Raw genomic sequence first — 19,788 nt, forward strand, 5'->3', positions numbered from 1 at the left:
CTTTATTCATCATCAGGGTATTCAATCGTTTTGGAGCTTACTACTTTATCATCCACAGTCACCTGATAGTATCCTTTTTGACCAGGTTCTATCTTAAATTTAATCGTTCGCTCAGTGGGCGCAGTGATTTTAAAGGTTTCATATAAATCAGAAATGCTATGTTCTGCATCGTCAATGGATATTTGAACATTCATTTCTTGTCCTTCTGTTTCTGGTTCATATGGGATCGCAATCTTTTCAGTCACTGTTTTGGCTGGTTTCTCTTTTGGTCCAAGGGAGAACGTAATTTTAACCGTATCACCAGGTTTAACAGCTGTCCCCGCTCCCGGTTCCTGCTTCATGACCTCACCTTTTGGCACATCGTCAGAATATGCTTCTTTTTCATCTAGCTTTAGTCCATTATCCTCTAAATAATTTGATGCGGCCTGTTTACTATACGTCGTTAAATCCCGTAAGGTAATATCGGCAGGGCCTATACTGACGGTCAATGTGACTTCTTCATCTGCTGCGACAAGTTCTGTATTCGCGGAAGGTTTCTGTTCCATGACAATGCCTGATTCTGTGTCATTATCATTCACTTCCTCTACAACAACCTGTTTAAACCCTTTTTTCTCTAATAGTTCTTTTGCTTTCTCGACCTTTTCACCTGTTACATCAGGTAATTCGGTTTTTTCTTTACCTGTACTTTGATAAAGCTGAATTTCTGTCCCTTCTTTTACCTTTGTTCCAATTTTCGGGTCTGTTTTGACAACCAGCCCTTTTTCAATCTTCTCGTCGGCAATATCAATGGGTTCAGAAGCGACGGTAAATCCGGCTTTCTTCAAGGTGTCTTCCGCTTTTTCAACCGTCATGCCAGAAACATCGGTTACCTCTACGTCTTTTGGAAAGAGTAATCCTGGGAAGACCGTGATCGCTAAAATGGTCGCAGCCGTCAAAACAAATAAGATCGACGCTACAATCCACGGCCATTTTTTCCGTTTTTTCTTCGGCTTTTGTTTCTCTTTTTTCTTTGGTTTTTGAACCGGGTGGACGGCTGTTTTTTCATTGTCTTGATCGACTTGATGATCTTTTATAATAGGAATGGCTTTTGTTGCTTCATGATCTTCTTCAATGACAAAGCGCTTTTCTTTTAGTCTTGCAGGGTCAAAAACCGTTTTTAAGTCTTTTTGCATTTCAGATGCATCTTCGTATCGATAGAATGGATCTTTGGCCATCGCTTTTAAAATGATGTTCTCCACGCTTTGTGGTACAGAAGGATTCCACCTTCTCACAGATGGCGGCTCTGATTGCAAATGCTTCAGTGCGACACTGACAGCGGATTCTCCTTCAAATGGCATGCGTCCTGAAATCAGCTCATAAAGAACAATACCAAGTGAATAAATGTCTGACTTTTTCGTTGCAAGACCACCGCGCGCTTGCTCTGGGGACAAATAATGCACGGAGCCAAGAACAGAATTCGTATGGGTAATGGTCGCTGAGCTAAGCGCCATGGCGATGCCAAAATCAGTGACTTTGATATTCCCCAAGTTGTCTATTAATATATTGTGAGGCTTAATGTCTCGATGGACGAGCTGTTTCGCATGGGCTTCTTCCATCGCCGCAACGACTTGCTCCATAATGCGAACGGCTTCTTTTGGATGAAGCGGTCCATTGGCGTGTATGTATTCTTTCAGCGTCATCCCTTCGACATATTCCATGACAATATAATAAATGTCATCTTCTTCTCCTACATCGTAGATACTGACAATATTCGGATGATCTAAGCTGGCTGCTGATTGCGCTTCTCTCCGGAACCGTCTAATAAAATCATCATCGCTTGCAAAGTCAAACCGTAAAATTTTAATCGCCACTTCGCGATCTAAAATCATATCCTCCGCCAAATAAACGTTGGCCATTCCGCCTCCGCCTATGGCGCGAAGAATTTGATAACGGCCGCTGATCCTTTTTCCGATCAACACTTGCTGTCACCCTCCTCTGTTTGGGAGGAGATTTCTAACAGTACTGCTGTAATGTTATCTTCACCGCCGTTGTCATTCGCTGTTTGAACTAACTCTGTTACTTTTTCATCTGGTGCGGTTGTTTGCGATAAAATCTGAATCAAATGTTCTTCTTCTACTTTATTCGATAATCCGTCTGAGCAAAGCAAAATTTGATCTCCTGGATCCACTTCAAAAGTTCGTGCATCAATTTGAACGTGTTTATCCGTTCCTAACGCTTTGGTCAGCACATTTTTTCTTGGATGATATTCTGCATCCGCTTTTGAAATCTCTCCTGTTTTCACTAACTCATTCACTAGTGAGTGATCATCTGTTAATTGGGTCAGCGCACCTTCTCTTAGCAAATAGCAGCGGCTGTCACCAATATGGGCAATTGTGACCGTTTGCAAATGAACGAGCGCACAAACGATGGTCGTCCCCATTCCTTGGCATTCCTCATTGTTTTTCGCATGTTCGTATACTTGGTCATTAATGTCGCTAATTTTTGAGATTAACCAATTTTCTTGATCGGCTGGTTTATTTGGAATTGAAGATGTTTCCTGCCAGTATTCTTTTAAAGAAGAAACTGCCATCTTGCTGGCTACATCACCAGCAAGATGACCTCCCATTCCATCTGCTACAACAGCTAGAAGTGTGTCTTCTTTTGCTTCAAAAATACCTGCATCATCTTCATTATGCTGACGGACTTTTCCTGTATCGGTTTGAAAGGCTGCCCTTATCAACATTCGTCACCTCGTCTCTTCCTGACGCTCCTTCGCTCTTAGCTGACCGCAAGCAGCATCAATATCATGGCCTTGCTCTCGTCTAATCGTTACGTTTACGCCTCGTTCTTTCAGCGTTTTTTCAAATAGGAAGATTTGTTCTCTTGGTGTTCTCACGTAATCTCTTTCTGGTACATAGTTCACAGGGATGAGGTTTACATGGCATTTGATTCCTTTTAATAAATCAGCAAGTTCTTCTGCGTGATGGACTTGATCATTGACTCCGCCAAACAGACCGTATTCAAAGCTCACGCGTCTGCCTGTTTTTTGAATATAGTATTCAATAGCTTCCATTAATTTTGGCAGCTTGTATGCCTTATTGATTGGCATGAGGCGGCTTCGAATGTCAGTATTTGGTGCGTGCAGGGAGACAGCAAAGTTGATTTGCATTTGCTCATCCGCAAATTGATAAATCTTTGGAATGATCCCGCTCGTCGAAACGGTAATATGACGTGCACCAATATTTAAGCCGTTATCATGGTTAATGATTTTAAGGAATGCAAGCATTTCATCAAAGTTATCAAACGGTTCGCCAATTCCCATGATGACAACTGAGCTGACGCGTTCATCTGTTTCATCAAGCGCCTGTTGTACTTTCAATACTTGGGCCACAATTTCTCCCGCCTCAAGGTTACGTTTCAAACCGCCAAGTGTAGATGCACAGAATGTACAACCAATTCGACAGCCAACCTGTGTTGTGACGCAGACAGAGTTGCCATATTCGTGGCGCATCAGCACGGTTTCAATGGTATAGCCATCGTGTAATTCAAATAAGAACTTGATCGTTCCATCTTGAGATGTTTGTTTTATCACTGTTTTTAAAGTCGTGATGGCGAATTGATCTTTTAATTTTTCTCTTAATTCCTTTGAAAGGTTAGACATTTCATCAAAGGACGTGACGCGTTTTTCATAAAGCCACTCAAAAATTTGTGTTGCACGGAAAGGCTTCTCGCCTTGTTCCTTTAACCAGTCTTTGATTTCATTTAGCTCGAACGAGTAGATCGACGGCATGTCTGTTTTCAGTTCTTTTCTTACTTTTTGTTTTTGTTCTGTCATTTTTTATCCCTTCTTTCTCATGCTGCAAATAAAGAAACCATCTGTTCCGAAATAATGAGGAAGAATTTGTACACTTCCGTTTTGAACAAACGGAGCAACCTGCTCAGGCAGCCGTTCATTAAGAGATAGATCGGGGTCGAAGTCTTGGTGTTCTTGTAAAAACGCATGAATCACTTGTTGATTTTCTGTTGGATCCATTGTACATGTACTGTATACAAGGGTTCCGCCTGGCTTTAGCAGCTGGGCTGTTTCATGCAAGATCGATTGCTGAATTGTCGCAAGTCTTGCTGAGTCTTCCGAGGACTTTGTATATTTCATATCTGGTTTTCGTCTGATGACGCCAAAACCTGAACATGGTGCATCAATGAGAATACGGTCAAACGAAGCATCATCATAATGGTCGGATACTTTCCTTGCATCAAGCGCTTTTGCCTCAATATGCGTTAAGTTCAGACGTTTTGCTGCCTGTTTGATCAGTTTTACTTTGTGCTCATGTAAATCAAGAGACACAATCTTCCCCTCATCGTTCATTCGCTCTGCGATATGTGTTGATTTACCACCAGGAGCGGCACAGGCATCAAGCACCATTTCTCCCGGCTGAGGATCCAGCGCTCTTGCGACAAGCATGGAGCTTTCATCTTGAATCGTGACAAAGCCCTCTTGAAAGAAAGGAGTAGATACGATAGATCCTTTCATGAGTTTGAGTGCATCCTCAGATAAGTCGCCGAGCTCTGTTTCAATTCCTGCATCCATGAGTTCTTGCTGCAGTGCAGGGCGGTCTTTTTTCATTCGATTGACACGCAATGTCTGCTTTGGCGGGACTAAATGAATACGGCACATGCTTTCTGTTGCTTCAAAACCGTACGCCTCCACCCATTCTTGTACGAGCCACAATGGATGGCTTGTCTCTATTGAAAGCCTTTTTACCGGATCTTTGATCGCATCAAATGCTGGCACGCCTTCTCTTTGCACGGAACGCAAAACGCCGTTGACTAGTGAAGAAATGCCTTTATGTCCGCGCTTTTTCGTTAGTTCCACTGCTTCATGGATGGCTGCACGATCTGGAATTTTTTCAAGGTAAACCATCTGATAAAGAGACATCCGCAAAAGCTGCATCACCCATGGAGCCACTTTTTGCGGTTTTTTCACAAAGGGTGTGAGCATATAATCAAGTGCCAGCTTGTTTTGCAGTGTACCGTATACAAGTTCTGTTAATAGCGGTTTGTCTTGATCGGAAAGTTCTTTCTCTTTCATCACTGACTGCAAAAGCAAGTTACTGTAGGCTTGATTTTGTTCGAGTTTGATTAAAGCGTCCAGCGCTACTTCTCTCACATTACTTTTCTTCATTGATTAACCCTAATTTCTGTCCAATTTCGATATTTGCGCCTCTTAAGAAGTCTTCACCGCTCATTTTTTTCTTTCCAGCGGGCTGTACACTCGTTAATAAAAGGCCTTGCTGATTTCCTGTTCCAACGACTGGTCCTTCTTTTTGAAGCTCAATCACTTTCCCAGGTTCTTCTGGTGCTTGAAGCGGAACTTTTTTCGCTTCCCATACTTTTAAGTTAGCACCGTTCCATTCAGTATAGGCAACTGGCCATGGATTTAAGCCGCGAACTTGGTTGTAAAGCTCTTCTCCTGGCTTGGTCCAGTCTAATCTTTCCTGCTCCCGCTTAATATTTGGTGCATACGTTGCTGCCTCTTCATTTTGCGGAATTGGCGAGATAGACCTGCTTAACACATTTGGAACTGTGTCTTTTAATAACGCCGCACCAGCCACACTTAATTTATCATGCAGTGTTCCGACGTTGTCTAATTCATCAATTTCTACTTCTACTTTGCTAATCATGTCACCTGCATCAAGCTTTTCTACCATATACATGATCGTCACGCCTGTTTTCTTTTTGCCTTGCAGGATCGCATAATGGATCGGTGCACCGCCTCTTAGTTCTGGCAGCAGTGAGGCATGAACGTTGATACAGCCAAATTCAGGTTCATCAAGTAATCTTTTTGGCAAAATTTGTCCGAACGCTGCTGTTACGATCAAATCTGGCTTTAACGCAAGCACTTTATCAATTTCTTCATCAAGACGTACCTTTTCAGGCTGTAAAACTGGAATGCCGTGTTTTAAGGCTTCTACTTTTACAGGAGGCGGCGTCAGTACTCGTTTTCTGCCTTTCGGGCGATCTGGCTGCGTGACGACCCCGACCACTTCGTATCCTTCTGTGATAAGTGTTTGCAGCACAGGTACTGAGAAATCAGGGGTTCCCATAAATACGATACGTGCCATTTTCTTCACCCTTCCATTTCCGCAAGTTCTTTTTCTGTATACGTTTGAATGATTTTCGACGTGAATAATACACCGTCTAAGTGATCAATTTCATGCAATAAAGCTCTTGCTAAAAATCCTTCTGCTTCTATTGTAAATGGTTTGCCTTTCTTATCAAAGGCTTTCACCTTCACATAATTCGGTCTTTCAACCGTTCCGTACAAAGATGGAAAGCTCAGGCAACCTTCAATGTCTGTCTGGCTCCCTTCCACTTCAAGAATCTCAGGATTTACTAAGTCAATCCTCCCAGAATCTTCGCCGATATCGACCACGGCGATTCGTTTTAAGATGCCGATTTGTGGTGCGGCTAGGCCGACTCCATCTAGTTCAAGCATTGTATCATACATATCATCCAGCAGTTTTTTCAGTTTTTTATCGAATGTATCAACAAGCTCTGTTTGTTGTTCAAGCACGTCTGCAGGATGTAAGACTATCGGTTTGATTGCCACGAAAAGACCTCCGTTTTACATCATCATATATGGATTCATATCGATTGATATCATCAACTGTTTTTGTTCCATTTCTTTTTGATAATGATCTTGTATTTTTCGTAATAAACTTGCCAGTTCATTTTCCCTTTTGTATTTTATCACGCATTGATATCGATATCTATCTTTGATCTTAGCGATCGGAGAAGCAGCAGGACCGAGAATTCTTGTATTCGGTGCACAATTCATTTTCAGGAACTGAACAATTTTGTCTGTGACATGCGCTGCCTTTGTCACTTCTTCATGTGATACAGTCACCATCGCCAAAAAATAAAATGGCGGATAGGACTGATGACGACGGTGCAACATCTCCTGCTCATAAAAGGCTTCATAATCATGCTGTTTGGTTAATTCAATACTATAATGCGAAGGTGTATATGATTGAATAATGACTGACCCCGCTTTTTCATGACGTCCCGCACGTCCGCTTACTTGCGTGAGAAGCTGAAACGTTTTTTCACTTGAACGAAAATCAGGGATGTGAAGAGACGTATCCGCACTAAGGACACCGACAAGTGTAACATCTGGGAAGTCTAAGCCTTTTGCAATCATTTGCGTCCCAAGCAGAATGTCCGCTTCTTTGTTGCCAAAGGACGTAAGAAGCTTTTCGTGCGCACCTTTCCGAGAGGTTGTATCTACATCCATTCGGATGACCCTCGCTTCTGGCAATACCTTCGTCAGCTCTTCTTCCACACGCTGCGTGCCTGTACCAAAATAGCGAATATGCTCACTATGGCATTCTGGACATTCTGCAGGTACAGGAGCTTCGTGACCGCAGTAATGGCACTTCAGCCGTTTTTGAAAGCGGTGATAAGTGAGAGAGATCTCACAATGAGGACATTGTTCCACATATCCGCAATCCCGGCACATCACAAAGGATGAATAACCTCTTTTATTGAGAAATAAAACTGCCTGCTCTTTCCTTTCAAGTACTTCTTTTAACCTGAGCATTAATTCTTCTGAGAACATGGAGCGGTTGCCGTTTCTTAATTCTTCTCTCATATCAATTAAAGAAACGTGCGGCAGCTGCTGCTGATTGACGCGCCGTTTGAGCGTCAGCAGTGTATACACACCCTTTTTCGCACGCGCATATGACTCAAGTGAAGGCGTTGCACTGCCTAATACAACCGGACATTGGTGCCGCCCTGCTCGTTCAATGGCCACATCTTTCGCATGATACCGAGGCATTTCTTCTTGTTTATATGACGATTCGTGTTCTTCATCTATAATGATCATTCCTAGATTTTCAAACGGGGCAAAAACAGCCGATCTTGCGCCAACGACAAGCTTGACTTCCTTGCGGTGGATTTTCCGCCATTCATCGTATTTTTCCCCAGTCGATAAGCCGCTATGAAGGACAGCCACATTGGAGCCGAAGCGCTCTTTAAAACGCTGGACCATTTGAGGCGTTAATGAAATTTCAGGAACTAGGACGATCGCTTCTTTTCCCTTTTGGAGGACATGATCAATCGTCTGTAAATAAATTTCGGTTTTACCGCTTCCTGTGACCCCGTGCAGTAAAAACGTTTCATGTTTTTCATCGCTCACTGCTTGATGAATGGGTTTTGCCGCTTCTGCTTGCTCTGTTGTGAGATCAAGAGGAGTAGATGGTGTAAACTCCCTATCCCGATAAGGATCTCGATAAATCTCTTCATAGCTTTCTGTTAATAGACCTTCTTGAATCAAGGCTTTTATCGTTTGAGAACTAGCACCTGTTTGCTGCTGCAAATCTTTTGCTAAAAACGTCGTTTCATTCGCTTGAAATAAAAAGGTAAGCAGCACCTTCTGTTTCACCGCATTTTTCTTTAACTGCTTCTGTTTTTCTTCAAGTTTTTCTTTCGTAACTGCTACCTGAAGTGTCCGCACCTTTTTCTTTCCGGATTTTTGTGAGACGTGATATCTGACTTCTAGATGACCTTTTTGGACATGCTTTTGAATAGGCTTCAGCTGTTCAGGCGGAATGTCAGCGTAAAGGATGCTCTCTTGCTGACCGAAAAGCTCTTTCAATGACTGCGGAAGTTCCTCAGCTGATAACACCTGAATTTCTTTTTCATATTTGGCTTTCATCGCTGCTGGAAGCATCGATTGAAGCGCCGTAATATGATAGGACAATGTTTTTTCCGTCAGCCAGTGGGAAAGCTCCAATAGCTCATCTGTCAGAACAGGAGATAAATCAAATAAATCGACAATGTCCTTGATGTTTCCTGACTGTACGGCTGTTTCTTCTTTGATTTTTGTCACAAACCCTTGAATCTTCCTTGGGCCAAAAGGAACCACTACCCTCATACCAGCCTTGACAAGGCCTTTAAAGCGGTCTGGCACACGATAGTCAAATGGCCTGTCAATGGCTTTCGTTGTGACATCGACGATCACTTCAGCAATCATGCTCGATCACGCTCTTTTGGCAGCAGCTGCTTTGCCTCCTGTAAGATTTCAAAGGCAAGATCTTTTTTGCTCATCATTGGCAGCTCTTTTTTTGTTCCGTCTGCTTTGATCAATGCTGCGACATTTGTATCTGTGCCAAAGCCTGCGCCCTCTGCTGCAACATTGTTCGCGACAATCATATCTAAATGCTTGGATTCGATTTTCTTTTTCGCATAGTATTCAACATCCTGCGTCTCAGCTGCAAAGCCGACTAGCACCTGATGTTCTTTTCTTTTCCCAAGCTCTTTTAAAATATCTTTCGTCCGCTTAAATTCAACCGCTAGTTCACCGTCTTGTTTTTTCATTTTATGAGAATACGTCGTGACGGGCGTATAATCGGCAACGGCTGCTGATTTAATCACTATATCTGCTGACTCGTATACATCTAATGCTGCTTGATACATCTCCTCAGCCGATTCCACTTGCACCACATTCACATGCTTAGGTTCAGTTAACGAAACAGGTCCTGAAATGAGCGTGACATCAGCGCCCATTTGCTGGGCAGCTTCTGCAATGGCATAGCCCATTTTCCCAGAAGATCGATTTGAAAGGAAACGAACAGGGTCGATCACTTCTCGTGTAGGGCCAGCTGTGACCACGACTTTTTTACCTGAAAGCGGCAAGCTGGTTGGCTCATCAAAAAACGCACGGATGTGTTCAACAATTTTTTCAGGCTCCTCTAAGCGTCCTTTTCCAATGTAGCCGCATGCTAAATAGCCTTCACTTGGCTCTATAAACCGGTAGCCGTCTTCATATAAAGTGCGGATGTTTCGCTTGACAGCTGGATGGTCATACATGTGCACATTCATAGCCGGTGCAACCCATACAGGAGCTGTTGAAGCAAGCAAGGTCGTTGTGAGCATATCATCAGCAAGTCCTGCGGCCATTTTACCAATGGTATGTGCTGTTGCAGGGGCAACAAGAATGAGATCGGCCCAGTCAGCTACATCAATATGCGCAATGACTTTTGGATTATTTTCTTTAAATGTATCCACATACACCTCATGCCGAGATAGGGCTTGAAAGGTGAGCGGAGACACAAACTCACGGGCAGATTCTGTCATAATCACTCTTACGTTTGCGCCTGCCTGTACGAGTTTACTAGTGAGTGCAGCTGCTTTATATACGGCGATTCCTCCGCTGACGCCGAGTAAAATATTTTTTGACTGTAACATTTGTTTGTCCCCCTTAACGGCCTTTTTCACAAATTCGTCTACAATTCAAAAAAGTCAAAACCAATCATAGTTTTGACTTTTTTGAACGTATCGTATCTGCATGGCAGAAGCGATGTTATTCTTGCTCTTCTTTTTCAAATGTCAAAAGACCAGCATCGATTTCTTCAAGAGCTTTCCCTACAAATTTGTAGGATTTTGTGTTTTCGATTTGTTGATCTTGATGGATTTGCATTTCACGTGCACGGCGTGCAGACACTGTGACAAGTGTATATTTTGAGTCAAGTTTGTTCATCAATGAGTCAATTGAAGGATCTAACATGGTTTATTCTACCCCCAGCATTTTTTTATATCTTGGTGCGACTCTGTCTCTTCGCAGGTGCTCTGCAAGGACGATCGCTTTAATTCTTTCACATGCAAGCTCGACATCGTCGTTTTCAACGACATAGTCATAAGCATCCATCATTTCAATTTCTTCTTTTGCAGCAGCCATTCGGTTACGGATGAGATCCTCAGATTCTGTCCCGCGTGTAATAATGCGGTTTTGAAGTTCTGAAAGACTTGGCGGTGCAAGGAAAATAAAGAGACCTTCCGGGAATGCTTCTCTTACTTGAAGTGCACCTTGCACTTCGATTTCAAGGAAAACATCTTTTCCTTCGCTCAATGTTTGTTCTACATAGTCAACAGGCGTGCCGTAGTAATTCCCGACATACTCTGCCCATTCTAACAGCTTTTTGTTTTCAATCATATGTTCAAATTCTTCCCTGGTTTTAAAGAAATAATCAACACCATTTCTTTCACCTTCACGCGGTTTGCGGGTTGTCACAGAAATAGAGTATTCAAATTTCGTATCTTCCTGGGAGAAAATGGCTTGTCTGACCGTTCCTTTTCCAACTCCCGAAGGTCCAGAGAGAACGATTAAAAGTCCTCTTTCTTTCATAATGGCGTATTACCCCTGCCCTTCATCTATGATTTCTTCTTTTACAGAAAGTCTTTGCGCGACAGTCTCAGGCTGAACGGCAGATAAGATGACATGGTCACTGTCCATAATGACAACAGCACGGGTTCTTCTTCCGTATGTCGCATCAATGAGCATGCCTCGATCTCTTGCGTCTTGTATCATTCGTTTAATCGGTGCTGATTCCGGACTGACGATCGAAATCATCCGATTCGCTGAAATGATGTTTCCAAATCCGATATTGATCAACTTTATGGTCATCTTCTTTCGTCCCCCTGTAATATAAACGTCTCTAGTCTCGCCGAAAGAGACGCACTGTAAACAGCATACACAATGACTATTCTATATTTTGCACTTGTTCTTTTATTTTTTCAATAGCGCTTTTCATTTCAACCACGAGCTTTGTTAAATGGTGATGGTTTGCTTTAGATCCAATCGTGTTCACTTCACGGTTGAGCTCCTGTACAAGAAAGTCAAGCTTTCGTCCGGCAGCGCCGCCTTGCGTCAAAATTTGCTGGAACTGCTGAAAATGACTTTTCAGCCTGGTAATCTCTTCTGTAATGTCACAGCGATCCGCAAAGATGGCCGCCTCTGTGATCAGCCTGCTCTCTTCAAGCGCCTCTCCGATCCATTCTTGCAATCTTTGATTCAATCGTTCTTTGTACTGACTCACAACCTCTGGTGCAAACACTTTGATTTCTTCTGTAAATGCCTCGAGTTCAGACAGCCTGAGTTCACAGTCTTTTTGAAGTGATGTTCCCTCCTGCTCTCTCATAAAGCAAAGCTCCTTGACAGCTTCTTCACAAGTGTCTATCAGCAAATGCTCCAGCTGCTCATTACGGCTGACTGACTCTTCCACCTGAACAGCCTGTTCCAGCTTCAGTAAGTCATGTGCATGCTGAATACCTGAAATATGATAGCGGTCCTCAAGGTCTTTTGCGGCTTTCATATATTCATCAAGCAGCGGCCAGTCAATCTGTAAAGACCGGCTTGCAAGTTTACCGCCTTCAATCGTAACAAACAGCTCAATTCGACCGCGCTGCACGTGACGAAGAATGATTTTTTTTAATGTATCTTCGAAATATAAAAGCGGCCTCGGCAAACGGGCATGAACCTCTTTAAAACGGTGATTGACCGATTTTAGCTCAACTGACACTGTCAGTTCACCATCCGTTTTACTCGCTTGGCCGAATCCCGTCATACTGCGTATCATGTGAAAACACCCAATTCTTTCATATTAATAAAATGAAAAAGGTAATAGCAGACACTATTACCTCAAAATTATACCATAACCAATTATTTTTTTCTTGTCAAAAGTGATCCTGCCAGTAAAAAAGTTGGCAATGCAGACATACCGATGATCAGAAGCCAATCGACTGGTGCGACTGCCACCGTTTTGAAAATCGGCTGAAGCGGCGGATAATAAATGACCACAAGCATCAGCAGAAGGGAAGACACAACGGCGCCGATCAAGTACATATTCCCGAATGGATTGCGTTCAAAAATAGACCGTTCACTGCGGCAGTCAAACACATGAATGAGCTGCGCCAAAACGAGTGTGCTGAATGCAACCGTCTGCGCATATTGAAGATTGTTCGGATCACGGTGATACACAAACATAAAGGCTAACAAAGTGGCAATCCCGATCAGAAACCCTCTTGATATGACCTTCCAGCCAAGCCCTCTTGCAAAAATCCCCTCTTTCATGTTGCGCGGCTTTCTCTTCATGACATCGCCTTCTGGTTTATCCATTCCAAGTGCCATAGCCGGCAAGCCGTCTGTGACAAGGTTTACCCACAAAATTTGAATTGGAACGAGAGGCAATGGAAGCGCAAGAAGCATCGCAAACAGCATGACCAAAATCTCTCCCACATTCGATGCCAGCAAATAGCGGACAAATTTGCGAATGTTTTCATAAATATTCCGGCCCTCTTTAATAGCGGATTTAATGGTCGCAAAGTTGTCATCAAGCAAAATAAGAGAAGAAGCTTCTTTGGCAACGTCTGTTCCGGTAATCCCCATGGATATACCGATATCCGCCTGTTTAATCGCTGGCGCATCATTCACCCCATCACCTGTCATCGCGACAATATGGCCATTTTTTTGATAGGCCTTCACAATTCTCAGTTTATGCTCAGGTGATACACGGGCAAAGACGTACACATCTTCTGCTGTTTGCTCCAGCTCTTTGTCGCTTAGCTGATCCAGAGCTTTTCCATCAAGCACCTTTCCTTGCTTCGGTAAGAGACTTAAATCTTTAGCGATCGCTTTAGCCGTTTCTACGTGATCGCCTGTAATCATCACTGTTTTAATGCCAGCATCCCGGCATTCTTTAATCGCTCGTCTCACTTCAGGACGAGGTGGATCAATCATGCCCTCTAGACCGATAAATGTGAGGCCAGTTTCTGCCTGCTGAACAGATGTGATTTTTTCTGTCAGGCTTACTTTTTTATATGCAATCGCAATGGTTCTAAGCGCTTGTCTTGCTAAACCTTGAATGGCAGCTTCTGTTTCTTGCCGGTGGGCCTTTGAAAATGATGCGGTGCGTCCGCCGTGCATCATATGACTTGAACGGTTCATCAGCACATCTGGCGCCCCTTTGGCAATGACATACCGCTCCTTCTGATTCGTTTCCACGACGACTGACATCATTTTTCTTTCAGAGTCAAAAGGGAATTCCTCCACCACACGAAATCCCGCTTCGATGAATTGCTCTGTAAAACCCGCTTTACGCGCAGCGGTTAGAAGTGCTCCTTCTGTCGGATCGCCATCAAGTCTCATCTCACCGTCTTTTTCAACAATGGTCGATGTATTACAAAGTGCTCCGTATAATAGCACCTTTTGCAGGCTTGGATGTTTGTCTACATGGACAAGTTCTCCATTTAAGGTAAAATCACCTGACGGCTCGTACCCAGTGCCAGAAATATTCCACGTTTTCCCCTCTGCCCATACATGTGTCACTGTCATTTTATTTTGTGTCATTGTGCCTGTTTTATCTGAGCAAATAATCGAGGCGCAGCCAAGTGTTTCCACAGCCGGCAGCTTTCTGACAATGGATTTTTGTTTAATCATCCGCTGCACACCTAGGGAAAGTGCGACAGTGACGATCGCCGGCAGTCCTTCTGGAATCGCAGCAACAGCGAGAGATACACCCGCTAAGAACATATGATACAAATCATGACCTTGCACCACACCAAGAACAACCACAAGCACAGTTAAAAATAATGCAGCCACAATTAAAATTTTTCCCAGCTGCTCAAGGCGTCTTTGCAGCGGTGTTTCCATATTACCTGCTGAATCCAGCATACCGGCAATTTGTCCCATCGCCGTATTCATCCCTGTACCAATGACAACCCCTACACCGCTTCCTCTTGTGACAAGCGTCCCCATAAAGGCCATGTTCGTCAAATCTCCAAGTGAGACATGATCTCGCGAGAGCGGACTCGCATGTTTGACCGCTGGGATGGACTCTCCAGTGAGGGCAGATTCTTCGATTTCCAAACTCTTTGTTTCTAGTAATCTGATATCTGCCCCAATTCGATCCCCACTTGAAAACTTCACAATATCTCCCGGCACGAGGTGCTTCGACGGGATCTTGACCCATTCATTGTTTCTCCTTGCATAGACATGCGGCGTTGATAATTCCTTTAGTGCTTGGAGGGACTTTTCCGCACGGCGTTCCTGATAAAAGCCAAGCACACCATTTATCAGCACAATCGCCACAATCGCCACAGCATCAATGTATTCACCTAAAAAGGCAGAAATAATCGTTGCCGCAAGCAGGATTAACACCATAAAGTCTTTAAATTGCGCTAAAAAAATAACGAATGCCGACGCCTTTTTCCCTTCCTGCAATTCATTTGGCCCATGCTTTTCAAGCCGCTTTTGCACATCTTTTTCTGACAGTCCGTCACCTATCGATGTATTCATTGTTTTTAATAAATCGGTTTGGTTCAGTTCATGCCAATTCATTTGACCTCGTCCACTCCTCTTTTGTTCTCTCTCTTATGCAGTGTTCTATAAGCCAGTTTATTCAGACTCGTCCTAAATCATGCTATAATAATAAGACTGCCTAAAGAACGAGAAAACGTAAGGTTCTTTCAGTAGATTTGTGTGAAAGAAGAGGGTGTATCCAACATGTCATTTGACGGCATTTTTACATACGGTATGACTAATGAATTGCAAGAAACATTAACTGGCGGAAGAATTTCGAAAATACATCAGCCATACAAGCATGAGCTGATTTTTCATATCCGGTCAAAGGGGAAGAATCATAAGCTGCTTTTATCCGCTCACCCGAGCTATGCAAGAGTACAGCTCACTGAGCACCATGATGATAATCCGAGCGAACCGCCAATGTTTTGTATGCTTCTCAGAAAACATCTTGAGGGTGGGTTCATTGAACGTTTTGAACAAATTGGGTTAGATCGGGTGATCGTGCTGCACGTGCGAAGCCGAAATGAAATTGGCGATGAACAAACCCGTAAGCTGTATATTGAAATTATGGGCAGGCACAGCAACTTAATTCTCGTGGAGGACGAAACGGAGCAGATCATTGACGGACTGAAACATCTTTCTCCATCTGTGAACAGCTATCGAACGGTGCTGCCCGGACATCAATATCTTCTGCCGCCGGCACAGCAAAAGCTGAATCCTTTTGACGTGACAAAGGAAGATATTTTAAAGCATTTACGTTTTCAAGAAGGGAAAATCGCCAATCAAATTGTCGATACATTCTCCGGGGTTTCTCCGCTGTTTGCTAAGGAAGCTGTCCACAGGGCCGGTCTTGCCAATCAGGAAACGATTCCAAGTACATTGCTCGAGATGTTCCAGCTCATTCAGGCGCATTCTTTTACCCCTCAGCTCACGAGAAAAGATGGGAAAGAGTATTTTTATTTATTAGAACTTCAGCACGTCGATGGTGACATGAAGACGTTTGATTCTCTTAGTGAGCTACTTGACCGCTTTTATTTCGGAAAAGCTGAAAGAGACAGAGTCAAACAGCAGGCGGCTGATCTTGAACGTTTTGTTGCGAATGAAAAAAAGAAAAATGAAAACAAGCTGAAAAAACTAACAAGAACACTTGAAGAATCTCAAAATGCGCACAAGTACCAGCTTTATGGTGAATTGCTTACTGCCAATATATATGCGATTAAAAAAGGGGATAAAGAAGCGACAGTTATCAATTATTATGATGAAGATGGCGGAGAGATCACGATCCCGCTCAAAACAAACAAAACCCCTTCTGAAAATGCGCAAGCGTATTTTACAAAATACCAAAAGGCAAAAAATGCAGTAGAGGCCGTAAATGAACAAATCAAGCGAACGCATGAAGAAATTGTTTATTTTGACGAGCTGATCCAGCAGCTGTCCTCTGCCTCACCAAAAGATTTAGAGGAAATAAGAGAAGAACTGGTGGAAGGAAAATATTTGCGTCCCAAACAAAAACGCAATGCCAAAAAGAAAAAACCATCGGCCATTCAGCTTGAAGCATATGAATCCTCTCAAGGTGTTCCGATTCTCATTGGAAAAAACAACAAGCAAAACGAATATTTGACCACAAAGGCGGCAGCTCGTGATGACATTTGGCTACACACAAAGGATATTCCTGGATCACATGTCGTCATTCGTCACAAAGCGCCTGATGAACAAACCTTACTTGAAGCGGCACAAATTGCTGCCTACTTCTCGAAGGCAAAAGAATCAAGCTCCGTCCCTGTCGATTATACGAAAATCCGGCATGTGAAAAAACCAAACGGAGCAAAACCGGGCTTTGTCACGTATGATCAGCAGCAAACATTATTTGTGACGCCTGATGAGGATGTTGTCCTAAAGCTGAGAAAATAAAAAAGAGCCGATTAAATCTTTGGATGAGATTTTATCGGCTTTTTCTTTGTCGTTTTTTTCTTTCTATATAGAGCTCATCGAGTGCATCTACGTCCTCTTGTTCAAGCAAGGTCTCAATGGCCGCAGCCAGCTGTTTAGTGCGGGCTGGGCTTGCACCACTCGTAGATACAGAGATTGTCACTTTTCCTGCCCTCACAACCTTTGGCACAATCACATTGCCAAGCTCTGACTGGCTCACACAGTTGACGAGCTGATGAGGAAGCGCTGATTGCGTCATCCACTCGTTTACTGAAGGATCGTCTGTAGCAGCGACAATCAAAAATGCATCCTTTACATCTTCCGCATCAACTTTCTTTTTCTTCCAAGTCAGCTGATATGTCTCAATAAGATTCGCCATTTCATCACAAATGTCAGGGCTCACAATGGTTATGCTGCATGGCTCCATGCATAGCGCACTCGTCCTTCTAGCCGCAATCCTTCCACCGCCGGCAATTAGCACGTGTTTATTGGTTAGATCAAGATGAACTGGAAGCATGGCTTTCTCCTTGAAAACGAAACGCATCCTCTTTGTTTAAGATCGTTTCCTGCACACGTTCAATATAAGCTGCTTTTACATGGGGATGAAACCCAATATACCGGCAGACACGGACATCTCGCAGCCGCTCTCTCGCCTGATTCGCTTCATTCTCAATCTCTTTCATTAAAATGCCGGTAAATAAAAGATAAGGCACGAGATAGACAGGCGTATCGTCATCTACTGTTAACTGTGCTAAGACGTCACGATAATTCGGTTCACACGCTGTAATAAAACACGGAAAAACCTCTGCACAAGGCAGCATGCTTCGGACATCATCTACAATGCCAAACACATCCCGCTTTACATCTGGATCAGAGCTTCCACGGCCAATTAAGAGAATTTTTGCGCGCTCTCCCTTGTATCCAGCTTCTTCAATTCTTGCGATAACCGCTTTCGTGACTTCTTGGTTCACGCCTATAGGTCTTCCATATGTCACTTTCACTTGTGGGAAACGTTTTTGTACTTTCACAATCTCATCTGGAATATCTGATTTGGCATGCATGGCAGTTAAAAGGAGGAGCGGGACGATCGCAATGTGGGTTGCTCCTTTTTGTACGCAAGTCTCAAACCCTTCTTCGATTGAAGGGTCCGTCAACTCTAAAAAACAAATTTCTTGGATATCTGCTTCCACTAACGGCATACAGCTTTTCATAAAAGAAATGGCTTTATCCTGTGCTTCTTTTACCCTGCTTCCATGCCCAACATAAAGGACAGCTTGTTTCATTTGACTCCTCCTTGCGACCTTAGTTTTATTCAGACGAAAAGACACGATGTCCACACGTGTCTTTTCATCTTTGTTTTCATTTCTCAATCAGTGCTGGTTCAAACCAGTTCAACTTTTGATGAAAGTGAACGACATCTCCTACCACGATTAAACTTGGGTGCTCGATCCCTTCTTTTTCAACCGTTTTAGATAGTGTCGCCACCGTGCAGCAAGTCGTCTTTTGCCTTGTGGTCGTTCCCCAGTGAATAAACGCAGCTGGGGTTTCAGGATTACGCCCATTCTTCAAAAGCAGCCGCTGGACTCTTTCCACGTTTTTGACGCCCATGTAAATGACAAGGGTATCAATCCCCGTCGCCAGCGCTTCCCACTTTTCTTCAAAATGTTCATCCTTTTGATAATGCCCTGTTACAAACGCAACATTCGAGCTGAATTCTCGGTGCGTGACTGGAATGCCTGCATAAGCAGCGGCTGCAATGCCAGAAGTAATCCCCGGGACAACTTCATACGGAATACCATGCTCAGCTAAGCATTCGATTTCTTCACCGCCACGGCCAAATACAAAGGGATCACCGCCTTTTAGACGAACGACTATGTTCCCTTCCTTCGCATGAGCAACAAGTGCTTCATTAATCGCTTCCTGTCTCATCGTATGATGATTCGGCAGTTTGCCGCAATAGATCAACTCCGCCTCCGGTTTGGCATGGGCAAGAATCTCTTGATTGACAAGACGATCATATAAAATGACATCTGCCTGCTGTATTGCCTTATGGGCCTTTAGCGTAATTAAGTCTGGGTCACCCGGTCCGGCACCAACAATGTATACTTTCCCCATCTTGCTTTCTCCCCCTGCCATCAGGCGATTATTTCGTTTTATCCTTTACATAATCAACAAGGCGCTGTTTTGACTCCTCGCGTGATAATTCACCTGTATCTAGGACGAGCTCAGGCGCAGCTGGCTCTTCGTATGGTGAATCGATTCCCGTGAAAAATGGAATTTCGCCGTTTCTTGCTTTTTTATATAATCCCTTTGGATCACGCTCTTCACACACGTTCAGATCACATTTCACAAACACTTCGTGAAATTCTCCGTCTTCGACTAACTGTCTTACGATTTGGCGGTCTTCTTGAAATGGTGAAATAAAAGCAGTAATGACAATCGTTCCTTGCTCAACAAATAATTTCGCCACTTCACCGATGCGCCGAATGTTCTCTTTTCTGTCGTCATCTGAAAAGCCTAAGTCTTTATTGAGTCCATGGCGTACGTTATCGCCATCAAGAACTGTCACTTGATACCCCTGTTCAAACAGCTCTCGAGCCGCTGCGTTGGCGATCGTCGATTTACCTGAACCGCTTAGACCTGTCAGCCAAATGATTCCGCTTGTATGGTTGTTTTTCTGTTGATATTCTTTTTTAGTAATAGATGAATCATGCCACACGATATGTTCGTTGCTCATGTCA

At 43.5% G+C, this 19,788-nt stretch carries 18 protein-coding genes; 1 reads left to right on the forward strand and 17 read right to left on the reverse strand.

The window, feature by feature from the left end; all coding sequences use genetic code 11:
- Positions 1-2: 2 nt before the first annotated feature.
- From pknB to ACRRMM_RS06500, 13 genes are all read right to left on the reverse strand, one after another.
- Entirely contained in the window at positions 3-1,958 is a 1,956-nt protein-coding gene (gene pknB, locus ACRRMM_RS06440) for a Stk1 family PASTA domain-containing Ser/Thr kinase (RefSeq protein WP_050827254.1), read from the reverse strand.
- Positions 1,952-2,722, reverse strand: a complete 771-nt coding sequence (locus tag ACRRMM_RS06445; protein ID WP_034647887.1) for a Stp1/IreP family PP2C-type Ser/Thr phosphatase — start codon at positions 2,720-2,722, stop codon at positions 1,952-1,954. The genes pknB and ACRRMM_RS06445 overlap by 7 nt, the downstream gene beginning before the upstream one ends.
- A 3-nt stretch (positions 2,723-2,725) precedes the next feature.
- Complete coding sequence (gene rlmN / locus ACRRMM_RS06450; protein WP_007499669.1) at positions 2,726-3,814, reverse strand: 23S rRNA (adenine(2503)-C(2))-methyltransferase RlmN; 1,089 nt, start codon at positions 3,812-3,814, stop codon at positions 2,726-2,728.
- A gap of 3 nt (positions 3,815-3,817) precedes the next feature.
- Positions 3,818-5,161 (reverse strand): 16S rRNA (cytosine(967)-C(5))-methyltransferase RsmB, encoded by a 1,344-nt coding sequence (gene rsmB / locus ACRRMM_RS06455; RefSeq protein WP_046527262.1) that lies wholly within the window; start codon positions 5,159-5,161, stop codon positions 3,818-3,820.
- Positions 5,148-6,101, reverse strand: coding sequence for a methionyl-tRNA formyltransferase (gene fmt, locus ACRRMM_RS06460; protein ID WP_017359336.1), 954 nt, complete (start codon positions 6,099-6,101; stop codon positions 5,148-5,150). Before fmt ends, rsmB begins: the two co-directional genes overlap by 14 nt.
- A gap of 5 nt (positions 6,102-6,106) precedes the next feature.
- The gene (gene def / locus ACRRMM_RS06465) at positions 6,107-6,589 is read right to left on the reverse strand and encodes a peptide deformylase (protein ID WP_099496504.1); all 483 of its coding nucleotides are present in this window, start codon (positions 6,587-6,589) and stop codon (positions 6,107-6,109) included.
- A gap of 15 nt (positions 6,590-6,604) precedes the next feature.
- Positions 6,605-9,013 carry a primosomal protein N' gene (gene priA, locus ACRRMM_RS06470; protein WP_099496503.1) on the reverse strand — a complete coding sequence of 803 codons (2,409 nt, stop codon included), beginning with the start codon at positions 9,011-9,013 and terminating at the stop codon, positions 6,605-6,607.
- Positions 9,010-10,227, reverse strand: coding sequence for a bifunctional phosphopantothenoylcysteine decarboxylase/phosphopantothenate--cysteine ligase CoaBC (gene coaBC / locus ACRRMM_RS06475; protein ID WP_144610127.1), 1,218 nt, complete (start codon positions 10,225-10,227; stop codon positions 9,010-9,012). The genes priA and coaBC overlap by 4 nt, the downstream gene beginning before the upstream one ends.
- A gap of 115 nt (positions 10,228-10,342) precedes the next feature.
- Complete coding sequence (rpoZ, locus tag ACRRMM_RS06480) at positions 10,343-10,546, reverse strand: DNA-directed RNA polymerase subunit omega (RefSeq protein ID WP_008344896.1); 204 nt, start codon at positions 10,544-10,546, stop codon at positions 10,343-10,345.
- A gap of 3 nt (positions 10,547-10,549) precedes the next feature.
- Positions 10,550-11,164, reverse strand: coding sequence for a guanylate kinase (gmk, locus tag ACRRMM_RS06485; RefSeq protein ID WP_007499680.1), 615 nt, complete (start codon positions 11,162-11,164; stop codon positions 10,550-10,552).
- 9 nt (positions 11,165-11,173) lie between these two features.
- Positions 11,174-11,443 carry an extracellular matrix/biofilm regulator RemA gene (gene remA, locus ACRRMM_RS06490; RefSeq protein ID WP_008344898.1) on the reverse strand — a complete coding sequence of 90 codons (270 nt, stop codon included), beginning with the start codon at positions 11,441-11,443 and terminating at the stop codon, positions 11,174-11,176.
- 76 nt (positions 11,444-11,519) lie between these two features.
- On the reverse strand, positions 11,520-12,395 hold the full coding sequence (locus tag ACRRMM_RS06495) for a YicC/YloC family endoribonuclease (RefSeq protein ID WP_017359340.1): 876 nt from the start codon (positions 12,393-12,395) through the stop codon (positions 11,520-11,522).
- 83 nt (positions 12,396-12,478) lie between these two features.
- The gene (locus ACRRMM_RS06500) at positions 12,479-15,154 is read right to left on the reverse strand and encodes a calcium-translocating P-type ATPase, SERCA-type (RefSeq protein WP_007499684.1); all 2,676 of its coding nucleotides are present in this window, start codon (positions 15,152-15,154) and stop codon (positions 12,479-12,481) included.
- Between the two features lie 165 nt (positions 15,155-15,319).
- Here ACRRMM_RS06500 and ACRRMM_RS06505 point away from each other — a divergent pair, with 165 nt between their 5' ends.
- Positions 15,320-17,029 (forward strand): Rqc2 family fibronectin-binding protein, encoded by a 1,710-nt coding sequence (locus tag ACRRMM_RS06505; RefSeq protein ID WP_056704713.1) that lies wholly within the window; start codon positions 15,320-15,322, stop codon positions 17,027-17,029.
- 31 nt (positions 17,030-17,060) lie between these two features.
- On the opposite strand, the gene ACRRMM_RS06510 is transcribed toward ACRRMM_RS06505, so the two are convergent.
- The 4 genes from ACRRMM_RS06510 to cysC all read right to left on the reverse strand — a co-directional run bounded on the left by ACRRMM_RS06510 (position 17,061) and on the right by cysC (position 19,784).
- Entirely contained in the window at positions 17,061-17,564 is a 504-nt protein-coding gene (locus ACRRMM_RS06510) for a precorrin-2 dehydrogenase/sirohydrochlorin ferrochelatase family protein (protein ID WP_057079569.1), read from the reverse strand.
- On the reverse strand, positions 17,545-18,330 hold the full coding sequence (locus ACRRMM_RS06515) for a sirohydrochlorin chelatase (protein WP_144740265.1): 786 nt from the start codon (positions 18,328-18,330) through the stop codon (positions 17,545-17,547). Before ACRRMM_RS06515 ends, ACRRMM_RS06510 begins: the two co-directional genes overlap by 20 nt.
- Before the next feature lie 76 nt (positions 18,331-18,406).
- Positions 18,407-19,162: a uroporphyrinogen-III C-methyltransferase gene (cobA, locus tag ACRRMM_RS06520; RefSeq protein ID WP_024720329.1), complete on the reverse strand. Its 756-nt coding sequence runs from the start codon at positions 19,160-19,162 to the stop codon at positions 18,407-18,409.
- Between the two features lie 28 nt (positions 19,163-19,190).
- The gene (gene cysC, locus ACRRMM_RS06525) at positions 19,191-19,784 is read right to left on the reverse strand and encodes an adenylyl-sulfate kinase (RefSeq protein WP_008344911.1); all 594 of its coding nucleotides are present in this window, start codon (positions 19,782-19,784) and stop codon (positions 19,191-19,193) included.
- Between the last annotated feature and the right edge of the window lie 4 nt (positions 19,785-19,788).

Origin of the sequence: Bacillus sp. XT-4, assembly GCF_050864245.1 — a bacterium.
GTDB classification, from domain to species: Bacteria; Bacillota; Bacilli; order Bacillales; family Bacillaceae; genus Bacillus; species Bacillus altitudinis.

Coding starts and splice junctions, on each gene's coding strand:
- remA (WP_008344898.1), bottom strand. CDS start 11,443: ATGACCATAAAGTTGATCAATATCGGATTTGGAAACATCATTTCAGCG.
- ACRRMM_RS06510 (WP_057079569.1), bottom strand. CDS start 17,564: ATGCTTCCAGTTCATCTTGATCTAACCAATAAACACGTGCTAATTGCC.
- ACRRMM_RS06515 (WP_144740265.1), bottom strand. CDS start 18,330: ATGAAACAAGCTGTCCTTTATGTTGGGCATGGAAGCAGGGTAAAAGAA.
- ACRRMM_RS06495 (WP_017359340.1), bottom strand. CDS start 12,395: ATGATACGCAGTATGACGGGATTCGGCCAAGCGAGTAAAACGGATGGT.
- rpoZ (WP_008344896.1), bottom strand. CDS start 10,546: ATGTTAGATCCTTCAATTGACTCATTGATGAACAAACTTGACTCAAAA.
- gmk (WP_007499680.1), bottom strand. CDS start 11,164: ATGAAAGAAAGAGGACTTTTAATCGTTCTCTCTGGACCTTCGGGAGTT.
- fmt (WP_017359336.1), bottom strand. CDS start 6,101: ATGGCACGTATCGTATTTATGGGAACCCCTGATTTCTCAGTACCTGTG.
- rlmN (WP_007499669.1), bottom strand. CDS start 3,814: ATGACAGAACAAAAACAAAAAGTAAGAAAAGAACTGAAAACAGACATG.
- cobA (WP_024720329.1), bottom strand. CDS start 19,162: ATGGGGAAAGTATACATTGTTGGTGCCGGACCGGGTGACCCAGACTTA.
- rsmB (WP_046527262.1), bottom strand. CDS start 5,161: ATGAAGAAAAGTAATGTGAGAGAAGTAGCGCTGGACGCTTTAATCAAA.
- coaBC (WP_144610127.1), bottom strand. CDS start 10,227: ATGTTACAGTCAAAAAATATTTTACTCGGCGTCAGCGGAGGAATCGCC.
- cysC (WP_008344911.1), bottom strand. CDS start 19,784: ATGAGCAACGAACATATCGTGTGGCATGATTCATCTATTACTAAAAAA.
- priA (WP_099496503.1), bottom strand. CDS start 9,013: ATGATTGCTGAAGTGATCGTCGATGTCACAACGAAAGCCATTGACAGG.
- ACRRMM_RS06445 (WP_034647887.1), bottom strand. CDS start 2,722: ATGTTGATAAGGGCAGCCTTTCAAACCGATACAGGAAAAGTCCGTCAG.
- ACRRMM_RS06500 (WP_007499684.1), bottom strand. CDS start 15,154: ATGAATTGGCATGAACTGAACCAAACCGATTTATTAAAAACAATGAAT.
- ACRRMM_RS06505 (WP_056704713.1), top strand. CDS start 15,320: ATGTCATTTGACGGCATTTTTACATACGGTATGACTAATGAATTGCAA.